Here is a 17,348-nt window from a genome sequence, read left to right on the forward strand (position 1 = left end):
CAGACAAAACTCCTGTCCGGACGAGCCGAACACGCGCACATACAGCAACTCCAGACGCGGGAGGGAGGTTGAGCAGTCGCTGCCGCGCTTCATGTCCTCCACATCCACCGAGGAGAACCGGCGCTCACGGCCGACCCACGTGAACGGGATCTTGCCGTCCAACGCCCACTGGCGCGGCGTCATCGGGTGAATCACGAGACACTTCGCAGCCTTGGACATACGCAGCAACTCAATACATACAACTATACATGCGCAACACTAGGGACAGCTAATGAAGTTGGTGAGCCTGCATGGTCACGATGCGTTCGTCGGGGCGTTTGATGAGGGGGATGACGGGGGCGGAGTCGGCGGCGCGGGGCAGGTCGACCATCTCGTGGACGGGCAGCGGGTAGGGCGTGGCACTGGTGCCGGTGACCTCGAGGGCGATCTCGCTGCGCTGGTTGTGGGTGTCGTCGTCGGTAGATGGCTTTGGAGCAGGGGCACAGGCTGGTGGCGTGGGTGGCCTCCGCCGTGGCCACGGCGCAGGCCACCCACGTCGATGCGTCCGGTGGCGGTGACATCGTGGGTCTGCCAGGAGGTCTGCGCGCCGGCGGGGGCGGTGACCTGGGTGGCGATCGGCAGTTCAGGCCCGATCAGGAGGGCCTGTGCATCGCATCTTGCGGCGTGATCGGATAGGGGATGACGTCGTTCTGGCCTGGTAAGCGGGTACGTTTTGGGCGGTATCGAGCCCGAGGACTGGACGGCGTTCGGTCGCCGGGCCCTCAACATCGCGCCGAAAGTTGCCCCGGTCGGGCCACATCAGAGGAGCTGGAGCACCTCGGCCAGCGCGCCGGGACGCTGGTCAACGGGCAAGGGATCGACTAGGTGGACCCGGCACCCCAGCGTGGCAGCTCCGACGTCCGCAACAGGCTCGTCTCCCACCATGAGTGCATCGCCGGGCGCCACTGCGAGCTTGTCGCACGCCATCTGGAAGATCCGGGGATTGGGCTTCTTCACCCCGCACTCGAAGGAGAGGAAGTAGGCGTCCACGAGGTCATCGACACCGTGGTCGCGGAAGACAGGGCGCATGTCCCAGCCGATGTTGCTGACGACAGCGACCGGGATGCCTCGCCCGCGCAGGGCGCGGAGGGTTTCCTCGGTGTCGGGATAAGGCAGCCATGCCCCCGATACTTGGGAACGTTCATACAGGGCCTCGGCCAGGTCAGCCGCAGGCAGTTTCGCTTCCCGGGTGACGGCTGTGAAGGCAGCCCGGTGTCGTTCGGCGGTCAGATCGCGCTCCCGCCACAGTGCCTCCAGATGGGGCGGCACTGTGCGCGGAGGAACCCCTCCGGGCTGAGCCCCGAACTCTTCCAGCCGGCTGACGCACGCGTCGAGTTCACCCTCGGGCACGTCCAGACCGGCCTTCGTTGCCACCGCGCGCAGCCACTGCGCGGCCGATTCGATCCGGAAGAGGGTCCCGGAGAAGTCGAACATCACACCCTTGATCATGCAGCCGATCCTGGCGGCGCCGACGAGCCGGCCGCAAGCCCAAGACGATCAAGATCTGTGCACTGCAGGAGGCGCTGCTGCGGGCCTGGCGGGGCCTGGACCGCTTCGAGGGGTGTAGTTCACTGCGCGCCTGGCTGTACACCGTGGCCACCCGCACCTGCCTGGACGCCGTCGACCGGCGCGGCAGGCGGGCGATGCCCATCGACCTCGGCCCGGCCAGCGACCACGCGGTGGTCGGCGCCACCCCGCTGACCGAGGTCGCCTGGCTGGGCCCCTACCCCGACGCGGGCCTGCCCGCCGGCCCGGCCGGACCGGCCGCGCGGTACGAGCAGCGCGAGGCTGTCGAACTCGCTTTCGCCGCGGCCATGCAGCACCTGTCAGGCAACCAGCGGGCCGCGCTGCTCCTGTTCGACGTGCTCGGCTTCTCCGCCGCCGAGATCGCCACCATGATGGACACCTCCACCACCTCGGTGAACTCCGCCCTGGCCCGCGCCCGTCGACTGCTCGCCGAGCGGGTCCCGGCGCGCTCGCAGCAGTAGACCCTGCGCAAGCTCGGCGACGCCCGGGTCCGCGAGACCGTCACCGCCTTCGCCGCCGCCCTGGAAAGCGGCGACGCCGACGCCCTGGTCGCCCTGCTCACCGAGGACGTCGCCTGGTCGATGCCGCCGCTGGCCCAGTGGTACCGGGGCCGGGCCGCCGTCATGGACTTTGCCGTTGAGGTCCCCCTCACCCGCTGCCCGAGCTGGCGCTACCACCTCGCTTCGGCGAACGGCCAACCGGCAGTGGCCTTCTACGTGGGCGCGAGCCGGTCGGCCCCGCACCTCGCGTGGTCGATCACGGTGCTGACCCTGCGCGGCGAGCTCGTCGAAGGCCTCACCTCGTTCCTGGGCGCGGAGCACGTGCAGCGGTTCGGGCTGCAGACGGAGTGGGCTTGAGTCAACGTCAGCCCCCGAGGCCCCCAGGGTGTGGCTACGGCCGGGACCATTGACCATGGAGGGCCAGACGACGGCGTTTCCCATTCTGAAACGATCAGTGAACCGCAGGGCGCCGAGCCGTAGACTTCGGCAGTGAACGCCGACGACGTCTGGCCGTTGCGCGCCCTGCGGGGAGGAGATCGCATGCAGGACCCTTTGGACTCGACGGAGATCGCCGAGCCTGAGGAGAACGGCCAGAGCAATACCGCCGACTCACCTGTGGTGGACGATCCGACACCCGACTCGGACATCGGCTCAACGACACCATCGGCGGTCCTGGCGGAGGTGCTCCCAGGGGTCGCTGTCGTCTTCGGTGAGGTCCCGGCGGAACTCAAGCCCGATCTGCTCGACTTCGGGCTCGTGCCGGCCACCGACCGCAAGCGCATCTCCACAGTCCTCGCCTCGATCGGGAACGCGGCGACCGTGGCCGGCCACCTCACAAACGCATTCGCCAGCGCGCAGGGGCTCTACAGGATCAGCGACGCAACACAGGCTCTCCTGCGGGCCGGCGCGACGCTCGCCGTCAAGGACGGCGCGAACCTCGGAACGGTGATCTCCTCCAGCCGCTTCATCGCTCAGGCCCGCTTCATCCCCGTGGCTGAGGTGAGCGCGGTGCAGAGCGCGGCTTCCCTCGGGCCGACGCTGGCCATGATCGGCCTTCAGATGCAGTTGAGCGAGGTCACGGGCCTTGTCAGGACCAACATTGCGCTGACCAGCCAGGTACTGACCACCATCCGCAACGAGCAGTGGGCCGAACTGACGAGCCTCGTCGCCACCGTCGATCGCGCCGTCGACCACGCCCGAGAGGTCGAATCGGTCCCCACCACCTTGTGGCACAAGGTCGCGGACAAGGAGGCGGACCTCGGCAAACAGGTCGAGCTGTACCGCCTCAACGTCCGCGACCACATCGGGCAGATCGATGAGCTCGACCTACGTGGCCGCCGTGAGTATCTCCAGACGAACGCCGCGGCGATCTTCTTCGACGCCAACGCCCTGCTGTCTTCCCTCAAGGCATGGACCGGATACCAGGCGCTCCACGCCGCGCGGGCGCGCGCCGCTGGACCCGACGACGCCGGCGAGGCGCGGCTCGTCGACATCATCGCGCGCGACACTCGCGCAGAACTCGACTCCGCTCTCGCCGAGACGACGAGCCTCGTCGACTCCCTCACGCGGGAGCTACGCATCATCGCCGAGCTCCCCGGACGCGACACACTGCCGCTGTCGGGGAAGCGGAGGGACTCCAACGCAGCCCGCCACATCTCCGCCCGTCTTCTGGAGGCGATCGAGCCTCTTGCCGACGCTCTGCATCCGCCGGCCCCTCAACTCGAGGCTCCGGGCGTCGTCTGCGCACCCACATCGCTGGCTCCCGAGCCGTACCTTCGCATCCTGCGATGGTTCCTCGAGGACGGCGAGACCCTACGGGTCCTCGGCTTCTCCGACCAGTTCGATGCCCCCGATCCCCTTTCCGCGATCCTCGGCGGAGCGAAGGAGATGCTGGCGGCAGCGAGGGACAAGGCCCCGGCCAAGACACTGATCGCCCTCACGGATCGCCGCATCATCACGGCCAAGACGAACGCCTTCCTTGAGCAAGGCGAGATCCGTCAAGTCATCCCGATCGACCAGGTGCGATACGTCCGAGCAGCAACCACACAGGACAAAGGCGCGCGCTCGGCGATCGACCTCATCACGCGCGACGAGAACATCCGGTGGCACTTCCACACTGACATCGACAACACCCAAGTGGACGCGCTCGCCGCTGTGCTTGCCGAGTCGATGACGATCCCGGACAGCGAACGCGATGCGCTTCAACGGCGGCGCTACACCCCCATCGAGGCGGGCAAGAAGGGCGAGAGCACGGGCACGAGGTCTACGGAATCGACTGGATCCGGGGCCACGACCTGCGCTGCCGAGTAGGCCTCGAGCCAATTGACGAGGGGCCGCCCCGACCGCACCGACCGAGCCCGGTCACGTACGGCGGTAGGCATGGGTGCCAGATGCAGGCACGTTCAATGGAGCGAGTGAGCAGCTTTCCCGCGTGATCGACGCTGACTCGCTCCACATGGGCACAGGTGTGAGGCCGACCGGCGCAGATATCGACGCCACCTCGCGGATCACGGCCGTACCTGGCTCTGGTAAGCGCCCGAAACGCCCGCTCATCGGCAGATGAGTGCGTGGTCGGCCGGGCCCAGCAGACCGGCCATGGTCCGGCCTCGGCCTTGCAGCCGTCCGGGTACCAGGGCACGAGGCAGTGGCAGCACGTCCGCCGCACTGGCCAAGGCAGCGGACGTACTTCCATGCCCCGGTTGGGGGGAGAACTGAGCGGCCAGCCACAGGGAGACGCGCGGCTCGCGCCCACGGGCTTCACCGACTTGGAAGGTAGCCCTCGTACAGCAGGCCGGCGGCCCAGCGCTGCCCGGGCGCGACCTCGCCTGGGCATTCGCCGATCTCGTCCGCCACCAGCGCAGGTACCTGAAGCTGGAGGGGATCCCGGCCAGCCGAGCAGGACGCCCCGAAGCCCATGAGCAAAGAGCCCGGCTCGGAGACGAGGCGCTTGGCAGGCCAAATGAGCCCGGCTCCGGCTCCATACATCCCTTCGATGCCGTTCTCTCTGGAGTGGGGCAGTGAGGCCGGCAGGCTCCTGCTGTCGCCGAACGGGCACCCGGTCTCCGTGTCGGTACCGGCGCGCCGGGGTCGTGGGGACCGACAGGATCGAGCCATCCCTGCATGTGCGCCGGTACTTGCTCTACGCAAGGAAAGTGCAGGTCAAGATCTTGATCACCTCTTCCGTCTCCAGCTTTGTTGAGCATAGAATCACGCCGCTATGCATGGGGGGGAGTTGTGAAGAATGGGTATTACGACGTGAAGAAGGCTGTCGAGGAGGAGCGCAAGGCCATCTGAGGGCCCTGGGCCGTCGGCGGCTTCCTGTGGCTGCTTTCGTGCGGTTGGACGGACGGTGCCCCAGCCCTGGGGACCCTCGTCTACTACCTGCTCCGGGTCTTCGGCATCGTCGCGACCTGCGTCGCCAACTAAGCGTCATGCGAGGTCAGCGAACGGGAAGTACTGGCGTGTCGTGACGCGCTCGGCCGTGAGGGAGTGGCACATGGCCGTGGCGGCCACTGACCACGGCCAGGCACGGCGGAACGTCGTACTTCCACGGACTTCCAGTGCTGCAGGCCCGTCAATTTTGCCTGATCAACGTCTGTTTGGAGGAGTCAGATGGCTGTCCGTAAGAGCATGGAGGAGTCCCTGGTCGTGGCCGGCGACCGCGACGAATGGCTTACCCGGTGCGCAAAGGGTCTCATAACTACTGGTTTCAAAGACGTACAGACGAGCTCCACGCTCGGACAGGTGACCGGCAAGTACAGGAAATTCCCCACGACACATGGCGAATTGACGATCACCGTGACCCCGAGCGCGCAGCCCGGATACATTCAACTGCATCTTCGCTCGACTGCGGCAGTCGACAACATTTATGCCTTGTTCTCCAGCCCGAACAAGAAGATCCTCTCTGTTGCGAAGGGTGGCTTCGCGTGAACTCGGCTCTCTCAGGGTCGCACCCGACGAAGCTCTGCTCCGCCTGTGGCACGCTGACCCAGACGGCTAAGACGTTCTGTCCGGAGTGTGGTACCACTTACGGCGAGCCGGGCGGAGGCAGGTCAGCAAGCTTTGTCTGGGGTGCATTTGCATGCGCTGCGGCCTCGCTGCTCTTCTTCCCTATAGTTCTGGGAACTGTCGCCATCATCCTTTCCGTAGTCGCAATGAAACGGCAGGAGCCACATGCTGCCTTGGCGTTGGGCGCCTCGGTTGCTGGGATGGTCATCGGCTTCATCCTCGGTGCCCTTGCTTTCGGCGGCTAGCGAGAGGGACATCGCAGCGGCACATCGGCGTGAGGGCGCATCGCAGGCTGAGCAGCGTTTCGTGGATCTCCCTGCGTGTGCGCAAGCGGCGGAAGTAGTGCAGGAGTGCGAACCCTCTCTCGCCACCCACCGTTGGGTGCCCAGGCCGGAGCCGTGCTCGGTATTCCGGCGTGCAATCAGCGGTCGGACGCCGAGTTCGCGCACCAGTGTGCGGCTGGATCCCCGATGGTTTTGCTGATCGGGTGGCCGGTCAAGATGTCGCCGCTTGAATGAGCAATGTGTAGGGAAGGAGTGTGCGTGGTGTTCGAGCCGGTGTTCTTGCGGCGGGGGCTTCAGGGCGTCGATCCCTGGCAGGTTGACTACACGGTCGTCGATGTGGAGACCACCGGTTTGTCTCCTGCACGCGGCCATCGTGTGTGTGAGGTCGCGGCGGTGCGGCTGCGGGCCGACGGCACGGTGGTAGAGGAGTTTTCCACCCTGGTCGACCCGCAGCGGCCGATGTCGCGGCAGAACCAGTCACAGCACGGGATCAGCGAGAACGATGTCGCAGATGCGCCACTGTTCACGCAGGTTGCGGGGACGCTGCTGCGGCTGATGCGCGGCTCGCTGGTGGTGGCGCACAACCTGGCCTTCGACGCCTCGTTCCTGGAGGCCGAGTTCGCGAAGGCTGGGGCAGCCGGGCTGCGGGTGGCCGGCTTGTGCACGCTGACGGCGTTCCGTGCCCAGACCGACCTGCGTGGCTACACGCTTGCGGGCATCGTCAAAGACCTCTCCGGAGCCTGGCCGTCCCACGGCCACGCGGCTTTGGAAGACGCCCGCAACACCGCCCGGGCCCTGACCACGCTACTGGCCAGCAGTCCGCAGCCGCTGAGGTTGACAGGCGGCCCATTCGGAGCGCTTCCGGTGCGGCCCGAGGCCGTCCGCAGCCGACCGCGAATCGCAGAGGCACCCAGCAGCCGTCAGGGCTGGCCCGCACACATCCACGCGGCGCTGCCGAGCGGCAGGACGGTGCCGCCGGATCCGGCAGCCGCCGGCGAATACCAGCACGTGCTCGAAGACCTCGCCATTCAGGGGAACCTGGCCGGCCCTGACGCGCAGCGACTTGTCACGTTGGCCAGTGCAGCCGGCCACCATCAGACCTCGGTGCGCCAGACACACGCCACCGTGTGGCAAACGGTGCGCTCCCGTATACCGGACCCGCCACCGCGAACCGTCCGGCAGCTGACGGATCTGGCGCGCCAACTCGGCGTGTCCGATCTCGCCGCCCGCGAGCTGCCCAGCGTCGGGGACGAACTCAAGGGGATGCGCATCGTGCCCGTCGGCCAGGACGCGGCCGTCCGCGACCTGACGGCCTGGGCCGAGCGGCACGGGGCCACGATCGGTGTGCGGCCCTCCAAGACCACACGCCTTGTCATCGCCACCGACCCGACAACGGTCCCCAGCCCCAGCGTGGTGACCCAGCACCGCCTGCCCGTACTGGCACCGGCCGCCGCCAGACACTGGCTTGAGCAGCAGATGACGCCCGCTGCGCAGCCCGCTGCGGCGGTCGCAGCCTGTGGTCCGCTGGTATTCACCGGCCCTGGTGCGGGCCCGGTGTGGCGTCTGCACGAATTGCCTGACGAGCTGACCGCAGGCACGTTCACCGCTCCGGTCCGGTGGCTGGTCGAACAGTCCGCCGACCCTGAAGCGACCTTCGTCCAGTTCACCCGTGGCCGAACCCCCCGCCTGATGATCGACAGGTCCAAAGCACCCCACGGAAGCGAGCAGACTCTCGAAGATGCCCTGATTGATCTACGCCACGCCGCCGGGCTCGCTCTCACCGTGAAAGGACGCGTCCGCCGCGCCGGACGGACAGCGGGAGCAGCCCTCGTGCCTCCACAACCCTCGTATGGCGGCACACCGGCCGCTCACTCGGCCAGGAACACCGAATCTCGCCAGAACATCATCTCCCAAGCGACCTATGGCGAACACAGGACCACCTCTAGTGGCTTCCTGCCGTCACCGGGAGAGCCAACCCGGCATCGCCGCCCCGCTGCCACGTCCGCTGCGGCGACGGCGGTTGCTGGTGAGGGCCATCCGCGGCGACGCCGTCAGTCGTTCTCTGTGCACTTCTGGCTGTTCTGCTTCACGGGGGGCATCGGCAACATCATCTACGCGGTGCGCATCAACAACTGGAACAAGGCGCGCGGCCTGTGAGATGCGGCTGAGATGCTGCAGCCGTTCTCGCCGATTTCCGCGGGAAGGACTTCTTATCGGCACGCTGGGCGGCCCCGAGGTGTTGCCGGAGCAGGTAGAAGGCGCGTTGCCAGTCCACCGGCCAGGCCGGGCACCAGGACAGGCCCAAGGTCTTCCAGTTGCTCGCACCGCTCCTGCGGCGCGCCGGCTGTGGACTGAACCGGCAGCCCCTGGTGTGGCGTACCTGTTGTGCCCCCTGTCCTTGGGAGCACTGAGCTGCGGCGACCACCCGCCGACCATTGCCCCTCACTGTTCGCGGCCGTGTTCACCCGAAAGTGAGTAACGAACGAGCTCCCGACCGGCTGGCCGTGCCCGCCCTGCCTGCCGGGCGGAGGCCGGTTCGTGTGTCCACCCCCAGGCTGTGCACCAGACAAGGAGAGCGTGTACGTGTACGACGAGGAAGCGGCCAGGGAGCGGTTCCTTCAGGCGGGGTGCAGCCCCGAGGAGGCCGACACGCTGGTGAATGCGGGCATCGATCCTGACGTCGTCATGAGGTTCCCCCGCTGTGCGGCAGGTGCTGATCAGCTGGTCAGGGCAGGTTGAAGGGGTGTGAGGTTCGTTCGTTCAGCCGTTGCCTGGTTGGCGTAGTACTTCTCCTCGAACTCGATCGGGCTGAGCCAGCCAAGCCGCTTCTGGATGCGCCGGCTGTTGTAGAAGCCGTCGATGTACTCGAACAGCGCGAGGTTCGCCTCGGCCCGGGTGGCGAAGACGCGGCCGCGAATGCCCTCGGTCTTGATCAGTATCCAGAGGTTCTCCGCGAGGGCATTATCGTAGGAGTCCCCCACAGAACCCATGGATGCCTCAATTCCGGCTCGCAGCAGCCGTGTTGTGAGCTTGATCGATGTGTACTGACAGCCGTGATCGGCATGGTGGATCAGTTGTCCCGGCACGACCTCGCGGCTGGCCAGGGCGTACTCGAGCGTGGTGAGGACCAGGTCCGCGTCCGCGCGGGCGGAGGTTTCCCAGGCCACCACGCGGCGGGAGAAAGCGTCGCGGATCGCCGACAGCCACAGCGGGCCCTCACCGGTGGAGATCATCGTCAGATCCGTGACCCATAGCCGGTTCGGTGCCTGGGCGGTGAAGTCGCGGTTGACCAGGTCCGGGGCGAGGGCGGCCTTGGGATCGCGGCGCGTGAAGCCCTTGCGGCGCGGGCTGATCCCGGCCAGCTCGGCCTGGCGCATCAGCCGCTCGACCCGCTTGCGGCCCACGCGGACGCCTTCCCGCCGCAGGACGGCGTGCACGCGCGGCGAGCCGTAGATCCCGCCGGACTCCTGGTGGATCTGCCGGATCTGCTCGGTCAGCTCCACGTCGCGGCGCTGCCGCTCGCACGGCTCCTTCTCGCGCCTGCGCCATCGGTAATACGTGGACGAGGCGATGTGCAGTTCCCGGAGTACGCACTCGACCTCCAGATGCGGGTGCTCATCAACGAGCGCCGTCACCTGGACCGGGTCGGGTCGAGTTGCGCCGCGAAAAAAGCGGAGGCCGTGCGCAGGACCTCGTTCGCCCGCTTGAGCTGCGCGTTCTCCTTGCGCAGGGCCGCAAGCTCCGCGCGTTCGTCGGTGGTCAGCAGGTCGTCGCGCTCGCCGGCATCGGCCTCGGCCTGGCGGATCCAGCCGCGCAGGGCCTCGGGATGCACACCGAGTTCCTCAGCCATGCGGCGGATCACGGGCCTCGGCTCGGACGTGCGGTACATCCGCACCGCACGCTCACGCAACTCCAGCGGGTATTTTCTCGGGGCAGCCATGGTCAGATCTCCTCTCACGAGAACCATCTGACCCTCTGTCACCACCCGCCGCATCTCGGGGGAAGCTCATCAAAGCCCATGCCCGCGACGCCGTGGGCTTCGCCTCCGCCGCCGCGTTTCACGATCTGGCCGACCCCAACCATTATCTGCAGGCCGCGGGTGGCGATGCGGACGAGGCTTTCAGGCAGTGGGCGAAGGACTCCGTGGAGGGTTCCTTGTACCAAGGGCAGGACGCGGACGCAGAGGCGGACGCGGGATGCGACGGCGAAGGGAACGACGAAGACGACGGCGAGGACGCTCGCGGCGTCTACGGATGGGCGAGGGCCTCCATCACCCATGTCGGCGCGGGGGAGTACTCCATCGAGCTGTACGACGATCTGGGCTTGCCGGGCAACGCCGCTTACGTGGACACGCTGACCTTCTCGGTGCCCGCCGTGATTCCTGCCGGCTCGCCGGCCGACCGGGATGCCCAGGTCATCAAGGCTGCCACCGAAGAACTCGCCGACTACGGATGCATCCCGGCCTCCGACTTCCAGGGCAGCGGCGACCGTTTCCGCGTGCAGGTCCGCGCGAGCGACCACGCCCGGCAGTGGCTCGAGGACCAACGGCCGCCGGCAGAAAAGTTCGAGCTCCTGCTGGCCGGGCTTGAGGGCCTGGTGGACGATCTGGCGACCGCGCATCCAGGCCGCGACCGGCCCTGCATCGACACCGTCCCGTACCCCCGCCCGGGTCGGCCGGTAACGGCCCCGGACGGCGCCGCTCGCACCTCGATCGTCAACTGGGGCGACCGGGAGGCCTTCCTGCAGGCAGTCGCTGCCGACGTGCCGGACAGCGCACGCCTCGAGCGATACCAAGGCGGCTGGGCACAGCGCCTTGAGGGGGCAGAAGACCTGAAGCATCCCCGGCTGCGGGGCCTTAAGCGGGTGCGGGCCGAAGCGGCCCGGCGGGATGGCGAATTGAGCGGCTTCACCGCCACGTTCCGCTCCGGTGACGTGGTGCACCACTACCAGGTGAGCGCCGACTGGGCTAAGGAACTGGACGAGTGCCTGGAGGACTGGGAGATGCGCGTGAGAGCGGTGCGCGAGGAGCAGACCCGATTCCCGCACCTCAAGCAGTGGGGCCCGCAGCTCTACCAGGCCCTGGTCGACGACGATCAGTTCATGGCGGCCGAAACATCCCACGACCAGGACAGCAGGGGCCGGGATCTCGCCCGTAGCATGTTCGGCCCCGACTGCCCGATTCACTCCCATGACATCCAGCGCGCCCTCGCCCACGCACGGGCGAAGCGGGACGACATCCTCCTCCAGCGGCAGCGGGCCCAGTGGCAGGCCGCCATCCCGGCGTGGGCAGCGCAACTGGCCACCTCGCCGGACTTCCAACAGGGCACGACCGCGCAGCGCGCCATGCTCGCCAGCAACCTCCTGTACGCGCACCACCCCATGGCCGACACACCAGACCTTGTCCGCCTGCTGCGCACCGCGGCTGCCGACCTGCTGACTTGAGACGACACCAGCGCAACGCAGCCCGGACAGCGCGTCATCTCCTGTCGGCGGTGGGGACGCCGTAGGTCCAGCCTGGGATTCAGACATTCGAAGGAAGTGATCGTTGGCGGTGGGTGTGAACAAGGGGCAGTATCCGAAGGGGAGGTGCAAGGCGTGTGGTCGGACTCTGGGCCTGCACGAGGGCAAGGTCACCGTCCACCCCGCCCGTGGCACCAGCGGACCGTGTCCGGGCAGTCGGCGTGGACCTGCGCAGACTGCGACGACGAGGCCCGTGAGGTCGACGGCGCAAAGTCTGCGGGCGTTGAAGCCGATGGTCCGGGCGCACATGCCACGGAACGTGCCGCTGTGGTTTCCCGAATGGGAGGGCCAGTCGATGCCGTCCATCGCGCTTCCGGCGGGCCAAGAACGCATGGCGGTCTGGATACCGGTGCGGCGCCGGGCCACCCTCCGGCTGATCAACGAGATCCTGGCGGTGCGAGTGCGCCCGGACTGGGACGACGAGCTGGAGTGCTGGATGGTCTCTCGCGGGCACTTCACCGCACTGGCCGAGGGACTGCTGCGACGCTATCCGCGTGTGGCCGTGGCGCGTGAGTTCAACCGTGCGGAGGCCTGCACCGCGTCATGCAAGAACGCGTCAGGGCCGTATTGCACATGTTCCTGCCAGGCTCGCAACCACGGCGGCGGTGGCTGGATGGCCGGATGGCGCACCACATCCGGACCCGCCCGGGACGTCGGCGGGTTTTGGTGGACGTGGCTCCTTGCCGAAAAGGAGGCGCCATCGCGGCCCGCCGCGTAGGAGCAGACCGCAACGAAGCAGCGAGCGCAGGCCCCCGCACATGGCACCGTTGCCCCTACACCGGGGGGCCAGGGTCGGCAAAGTGGCACTCGGTGAACAGCACTCGCGTTTCACCGGCGGCCGAATCGTGAGGCTGGCCGGGCGCCGGTTTCAGCCCCCGCTGGGCCAGTCGATGCGGGTCATGTCGTGGTGTCGGCCGCGGGACCTGTCCGAGGCGCGGCCCCCTGTGCGGCGGCCGTCGCCCTTGGGAGCAGATCACCTCGGCGTGCCGGGCGGGGCGGTCGATCGCCGTGGCGGCGAGACGATCGTCGATGCCCACGATGAGCACGATGAGTACGGACAGCTCGCCGCCTTTGCGTGGCAGCTGGGTTGAGTCCTCCGCGGAGCCTGACCGGACGAGCCCCCACTGACCGTCAGCTGGCTTGGTGGATCGAGGCGCCGACGAGGATGCCGTCGGCGATGGTGTAGTCGCCGGCGTACGTCTTGAGTGTGCCGTCGGTTTGGGTGGCGTACAGGATGGCGTGGACGCGGGAGGCTCCGAATGCGCTGATGGTGCCCAGGGTGATGTTCTGGGTGGTGGCGAACCCGGCCACCCACCGGTCGTAGGTCGTGCCGGCGATGTGCGAGCCGCCGAGCGCCCAGGCGGCCGCATAGTCGTGATCGGTGATGTCCTGGTAGTACTGCGAGACCACCGCCGAGGCGTTGGTCAGATGCGGCCGAGGAGTGGCCGGGGTGCCGTCGTGGGCATGACGGCCGTCGTGGTCGGTGCCGCGGACGTCGGCGTAGGGCTGGCGGTTGGGGGTGTCGAGGTGGGCGGCACGGAGGCCGGCACGGTGCGCGTCACGGTAACGGCCGGAGCCGCCGGGGAAGCGGTTTTTGCGGAGCAGGCGGCGAGAGGCAGGACAGCGAGCAGAGCGACAGCCGAGACGATACGGCGCACGGGCCCCCCTTTGGCGGTGCGGAAGTTGCTGCGAACACCGTGGCATCTGCGCACAGAGCGGTGAGTTGGTGTTGGGCGGAACGGCCGGCCGCGGATCATGTCCGTTCGGTGCCCAGGGCGGTTTCGGGGTCCTGGCCGCTCCAGCCTTCCTTGGTACGCCACAGGACGTGGACGTTGAAGACGTCGTGGAGGGTGTCGACTGCCCAGTCTTCGGCGGGGAGTTGGCACAGGACCAGGTGGAGGCGGTCGGCGGGGGTGGGCAGGGTGTGGTTGATTTCCAGGAGGCGGACGGCTCCCGAGCGCAGGTCGGCGTAGGTGCAGCGGCCGGCGGCGAGGACCTCGTAGAGGAAGTGACCGTTCTTCGTGGGACAACTGACGTCGACGATGGGGGTGTGGGTGGGTTGCAGGTCCGCTCGCAGGAGCGCGGCCATCAGTTCCAGGCGCACGGCCTCGTGGGTCTTGCAGGTACGGTCGGCCGCCGCGGCCGTCTGAAGGGCCTGCAGGAGGCTGGGGCTTGCGGCTGCTGTCGGCGCGGGGGTGTCGGTTGCGATGGCGGGCATGGCGTCGGGGTCCTTCGGCTCGCTCGTGTGCGGGGCGGCGGGGGTGGTGTCGCTGGCCGTCTCCGCGACGGCTGTGGCCAGGCGCTGCTGGAGGGTGTGGCGGGCGGTGAGCAGGGCGTCGGCCCAGCCGGCACGTTCCAGGTCGTCCTTGAGCCGACCCGCGTCCAGGTGATCGTCCTTGAGTGCGCGGTGGGTGTGTGCCGCAAGGTTGCGCAGGAGGGTCAGACGGTGCCTGTCCGGGGATCCGAGTACACGCCGCACGTCGACCCAGTCCGCTTGGTCCCGGCGCAGGACGCGGTTGGCCATGCCCTTGAGCTCGGACAGACGATCGCGGGCGTCCTGCGCAACGATGGTCTCACCGTTGATCAGCTCGTCCAGGACGCCGAGCGCGGCCGTGTACCTGGGCGCCATCCTGGGCGAGATGGGCTGTCTGCCGCGCGGGTCGGCGGTCAGCAGGCAGTGGGTTGATTCGTGGGCGAACACCCAGCAGTCCAGCTCGTCGCCTAGACGCGGGGCAGCCGCGCCGTGGCGAACCGTCAGGATCAGGGGGCAGGTGACGGCGGGGGAGAGGGCCGTGACCTTGTATCGGCCGCCGGGGTGTGGGCCGATGACCCGGATGCGGATGTCGGTGCCTATGTCGGGCAGGTCGCCGCCTGCCGCGCTCGGTTCGGCGTCGGCAGGTGCCGGTTCGATGGTGTCGCTGCTTGGAGTGAGGGCCTTGGGGAGTGGGGAGGTGTGCAGGACGGTCAGGCTTTGGGTGCTGCGGGTCAGGGCGATATAGAGGTGGCGCAGGCCGGCCGGGCCGCGGTCGGCGATGGTGGCCGGTTCGACGACGAGGACGTGGTCGTACTCCATGCCCTTGGCCTGGGCGGCGGCCAGGACCGATACCGCCTGGCGTCCCTGGGTCGTGATCCCTTCGGCGTGGTCCAGGTGGCCGCTGATCTCCTGCAGCCAGCCGGAGTCGTCGGGGACGATGACCGCGACGGAGCGCAAGGTGCTCCCGTCGCTGGTGCCGATGAGGCGGAGTGCCTGGGCGACGGTGTCGTCGAGGAGTTTCCACGGCTCGGTCGCCACCGTCCGCACGGCATGGCCGCCCACCGCGCGCACGGCCTGCGGATAGGGCAGCGTGGGAGCGATTCTGCGGGCCAGGGGGGCCACGAACTCCATGATCTCGGCGGGCACGCGGTAACTGGTGTTCAGTTCGGCGACCCGCCAGTCGCCGTGGTCGGACAGGATGGTGCCCAGGCGCGCCCAGTCGGTGTAGGGGTGGGGGCCGGTGGCCTGGGCCAGGTCGCCCAGGATGGTCATTGAGCCGTTGACCGCGCAGCGGCGGCGCAGTGAACGGGCCTGCATGGGAGTCAGATCCTGGGCCTCGTCGACGACGATGTGCCCGTAGCGCCGCGGCGTCTCGCCCGTGATGAGGTACTGGAGTTCTTCGAGGCAGACCCGGTCGTCCAGGGTCCAGGGCTCGGCGTCGGCCTTGTCGGCGCGGTCACGGTGGAGGGCGGCCTGTTCGGCGTCGTCGAGGATGTTGTCGGCGCACACCCGCAGCAGGTCGGCCGAGTCGTACAGGCTCCGCAAAGCCTCCCGGGCGCCCGGGGAGGGCCAGACGCGGTCGATGAGGCGCTCCAGGCGCCGGTTGCGTTCCAGATCGCGGCGGATCGTGCCGTCCCGGCCGCGACGCGGGGCGAGGGCGGCGAGCTCGCTCAGCAGGCGGTCGACGAGCAGGCTGCGGAAGTGGTCGCGGCGCTGGCGGTAGGCGCCGTCGCCGGCGCGCGCCTCGTGAAGGAGGGCGAGGACTTCGGATCGGGGGATGCGCAGGGTCGTACTGCCGGCGGTCACGACGATCGCGGGCTCGTCGCCCTCGAAGGAGGCGGCAGTGGTGAGTTCGTCGAGCGCTTCGGGCCGACAGTCGTGCTCGACGCGCCGCCGCAGGACGTCGGCCATGCGCTCGTCGGATTTCACCAGCCGCGCCGCCGGTGTGTCGGTGCCCAGGACGTCGCCGTCCCACAGGCGGGTGAGTTGGACGGCGTTGACGTTGCGGGTGCCCAGCGTGGGTAGGACCTGGCCGACGTAGTCGAGGAAGTGCTGGTGGGGGCCGACCACGAGGATGTCCTGGGCCAGGAAGTGCTCGTTGTTGACGAGCCAGGTGACGCGGTGCAGGCCGACGGCGGACTTGCCGGTGCCCGGGCCGCCCTGCACGACGAGGATGTCGGAGGGGGAACCGGTGACCAGGTCCATCTGGTCGCGGCGGATGGTCTCGACGATGTCGCGCATGCGGCCGGTGCGCGAGCGCTGGAGTTCGCGCAGGAGGAATTCGTCCGGCTGCAGGGGCTTGCGGCGCTGGATGCGCGCGATGTCGGAGGGGGTGTGGGCGGGCGTGTGCTCCGGCCTCTCCCGCTCGTCGGCCTCCTGCTCTGCGGGGGCCTGGCCGGGCGCGGCGTCCTCGGCGGGGGCTTTGTCGGTGGTGGCGTCGTCCGGGGCCGACCGAGGCTTCGGCACCGCCGTGGACACCGGAAGGAGGCCGGCGGGAGCACGAAGAGGGGCCGCCGAGGTGATCTCGTCGACGTAGTCCTCCACGATGCGCTGCACGCACCGCAGTTGCCGCCGCAGGTGCACCTCGCCCGGCGCGTCGGGCCGCGCCTGGAACCACTTCTTCGCCAGCGGGCTGGTCCACAGCACGACCACCGTGTCACGGGTGTGGACATCGGAGACGGCGCGCCGGCCGACGTACCACTTCCTGACGTCGCCGCCGGGCTCCTCCGGCGCGTCGATGCGGGCGAAGACGAGAGACTCGTTGCCGAGGCCGCCGTACGCCGCTGCCCGCTCCTCGGCGTCCTTGCGGTTGGCGATGCCGTCCTTGCCGCTGGCCGACGCCGTAGCCGCCGACGTCCCGCTCATCTCGGCCAGCCGCGCGGTGTAGCAGTCGTATGCGTGATCCACTGCCTTCTGCTCGTCGGCGATGACCTCGTCGCGCGTCGTGGTGATGGCCATGTGCTTTCCCTCCCTTGCGGCGCCCTGCAGCGGTGCCGCGACGGGCATACGCCCGCCCCCCAGCGAAACAACTATCAGAAACGTGTGGGTTACAAGTAGTCAGGGGCCGCTCAGCGTCCGGATGAGCTCGCCGACCTCACTCCGCCAGGCGCTCAGCCGGTTTAGCCTCGATCCACCGACCGATGCCTGTGGATGACGCTTGGGAAAATGAAGAAGTGCCTTGTGACCTGCGATGATGGGAGTTCTTCACGCTTCCAC

Annotated in this window: 16 protein-coding genes and 1 pseudogene; 9 read left to right on the forward strand and 8 right to left on the reverse strand. The window is 68.5% G+C overall.

Features of this window, described 5'->3' with window-relative positions; genetic code table 11:
• The 3 genes from AB0M27_RS41895 to AB0M27_RS41905 all read right to left on the reverse strand — a co-directional run.
• A partial coding sequence (locus AB0M27_RS41895; RefSeq protein ID WP_365730475.1) for an excisionase family DNA-binding protein occupies window positions 1-219 on the reverse strand: 219 nt, incomplete at its 3' end.
• A 49-nt stretch (window positions 220-268) separates the two neighbouring features.
• Entirely contained in the window at window positions 269-574 is a 306-nt protein-coding gene (locus AB0M27_RS41900; protein WP_365730501.1) for a GTP cyclohydrolase, FolE2/MptA family, read from the reverse strand.
• Between the two features lie 224 nt (window positions 575-798).
• Window positions 799-1,488, reverse strand: a complete 690-nt coding sequence (locus AB0M27_RS41905; protein WP_365730477.1) for an HAD-IA family hydrolase — start codon at window positions 1,486-1,488, stop codon at window positions 799-801.
• A gap of 74 nt (window positions 1,489-1,562) precedes the next feature.
• Between AB0M27_RS41905 and AB0M27_RS41910 the strand changes: the two genes are divergently transcribed.
• From AB0M27_RS41910 to AB0M27_RS41925, 4 genes are all read left to right on the forward strand, one after another.
• Window positions 1,563-2,027 (forward strand): sigma-70 family RNA polymerase sigma factor, encoded by a 465-nt coding sequence (locus tag AB0M27_RS41910; RefSeq protein WP_365730503.1) that lies wholly within the window; start codon window positions 1,563-1,565, stop codon window positions 2,025-2,027.
• A 3-nt stretch (window positions 2,028-2,030) separates the two neighbouring features.
• The gene (locus tag AB0M27_RS41915) at window positions 2,031-2,423 is read left to right on the forward strand and encodes a nuclear transport factor 2 family protein (RefSeq protein WP_365730505.1); all 393 of its coding nucleotides are present in this window, start codon (window positions 2,031-2,033) and stop codon (window positions 2,421-2,423) included.
• Window positions 2,424-2,555: 132 nt separating this feature from the next.
• On the forward strand, window positions 2,556-4,376 hold the full coding sequence (locus tag AB0M27_RS41920) for a hypothetical protein (RefSeq protein ID WP_365730479.1): 1,821 nt from the start codon (window positions 2,556-2,558) through the stop codon (window positions 4,374-4,376).
• A gap of 1,302 nt (window positions 4,377-5,678) precedes the next feature.
• Entirely contained in the window at window positions 5,679-5,996 is a 318-nt protein-coding gene (locus tag AB0M27_RS41925) for a hypothetical protein (protein ID WP_365730481.1), read from the forward strand.
• Between the two features lie 291 nt (window positions 5,997-6,287).
• Here the strand turns inward: AB0M27_RS41925 and AB0M27_RS41930 are convergent.
• Window positions 6,288-6,523: pseudogene (locus AB0M27_RS41930) on the reverse strand (hypothetical protein); the annotation flags it as partial.
• A gap of 93 nt (window positions 6,524-6,616) precedes the next feature.
• Between AB0M27_RS41930 and AB0M27_RS41935 the strand changes: the two are divergent.
• Both AB0M27_RS41935 and AB0M27_RS41940 read left to right on the forward strand, forming a co-directional pair.
• The gene (locus tag AB0M27_RS41935; protein ID WP_365730482.1) at window positions 6,617-8,515 is read left to right on the forward strand and encodes a 3'-5' exonuclease; all 1,899 of its coding nucleotides are present in this window, start codon (window positions 6,617-6,619) and stop codon (window positions 8,513-8,515) included.
• Window positions 8,516-8,935: 420 nt separating this feature from the next.
• Complete coding sequence (locus AB0M27_RS41940; protein ID WP_365730484.1) at window positions 8,936-9,097, forward strand: hypothetical protein; 162 nt, start codon at window positions 8,936-8,938, stop codon at window positions 9,095-9,097.
• On the opposite strand, the gene AB0M27_RS41945 is transcribed toward AB0M27_RS41940, so the two are convergent.
• On the reverse strand, window positions 9,076-9,993 hold the full coding sequence (locus AB0M27_RS41945; protein WP_365730486.1) for an IS3 family transposase: 918 nt from the start codon (window positions 9,991-9,993) through the stop codon (window positions 9,076-9,078). The two genes, AB0M27_RS41940 and AB0M27_RS41945, sit on opposite strands and share 22 nt — an antisense overlap.
• On the reverse strand, window positions 9,990-10,298 hold the full coding sequence (locus AB0M27_RS41950; protein ID WP_365730488.1) for a transposase: 309 nt from the start codon (window positions 10,296-10,298) through the stop codon (window positions 9,990-9,992). The genes AB0M27_RS41945 and AB0M27_RS41950 overlap by 4 nt, the downstream gene beginning before the upstream one ends.
• 92 nt (window positions 10,299-10,390) lie before the next feature.
• Between AB0M27_RS41950 and AB0M27_RS41955 the strand changes: the two genes are divergently transcribed.
• From AB0M27_RS41955 to AB0M27_RS41965, 3 genes are all read left to right on the forward strand, one after another.
• Window positions 10,391-11,800 carry a hypothetical protein gene (locus tag AB0M27_RS41955; RefSeq protein WP_365730491.1) on the forward strand — a complete coding sequence of 470 codons (1,410 nt, stop codon included), beginning with the start codon at window positions 10,391-10,393 and terminating at the stop codon, window positions 11,798-11,800.
• A gap of 325 nt (window positions 11,801-12,125) precedes the next feature.
• On the forward strand, window positions 12,126-12,596 hold the full coding sequence (locus AB0M27_RS41960; protein ID WP_365730493.1) for a hypothetical protein: 471 nt from the start codon (window positions 12,126-12,128) through the stop codon (window positions 12,594-12,596).
• A gap of 82 nt (window positions 12,597-12,678) precedes the next feature.
• Window positions 12,679-12,969 carry a hypothetical protein gene (locus tag AB0M27_RS41965; RefSeq protein ID WP_365730495.1) on the forward strand — a complete coding sequence of 97 codons (291 nt, stop codon included), beginning with the start codon at window positions 12,679-12,681 and terminating at the stop codon, window positions 12,967-12,969.
• A 40-nt stretch (window positions 12,970-13,009) separates the two neighbouring features.
• Here the strand turns inward: AB0M27_RS41965 and AB0M27_RS41970 are convergent, their stop codons facing one another.
• Together AB0M27_RS41970 and AB0M27_RS41975 are read right to left on the reverse strand one after the other, a co-directional pair.
• Window positions 13,010-13,582 (reverse strand): hypothetical protein, encoded by a 573-nt coding sequence (locus AB0M27_RS41970; protein WP_365730497.1) that lies wholly within the window; start codon window positions 13,580-13,582, stop codon window positions 13,010-13,012.
• Between the two features lie 49 nt (window positions 13,583-13,631).
• Window positions 13,632-17,090, reverse strand: a complete 3,459-nt coding sequence (locus AB0M27_RS41975) for an ATP-dependent DNA helicase (RefSeq protein ID WP_365730499.1) — start codon at window positions 17,088-17,090, stop codon at window positions 13,632-13,634.
• Window positions 17,091-17,348: the final 258 nt, after the last annotated feature.

The sequence above is a fragment of the Streptomyces sp. NPDC052107 genome, from assembly GCF_040680215.1.
Lineage (GTDB): Bacteria > Actinomycetota > Actinomycetes > Streptomycetales > Streptomycetaceae > Streptomyces.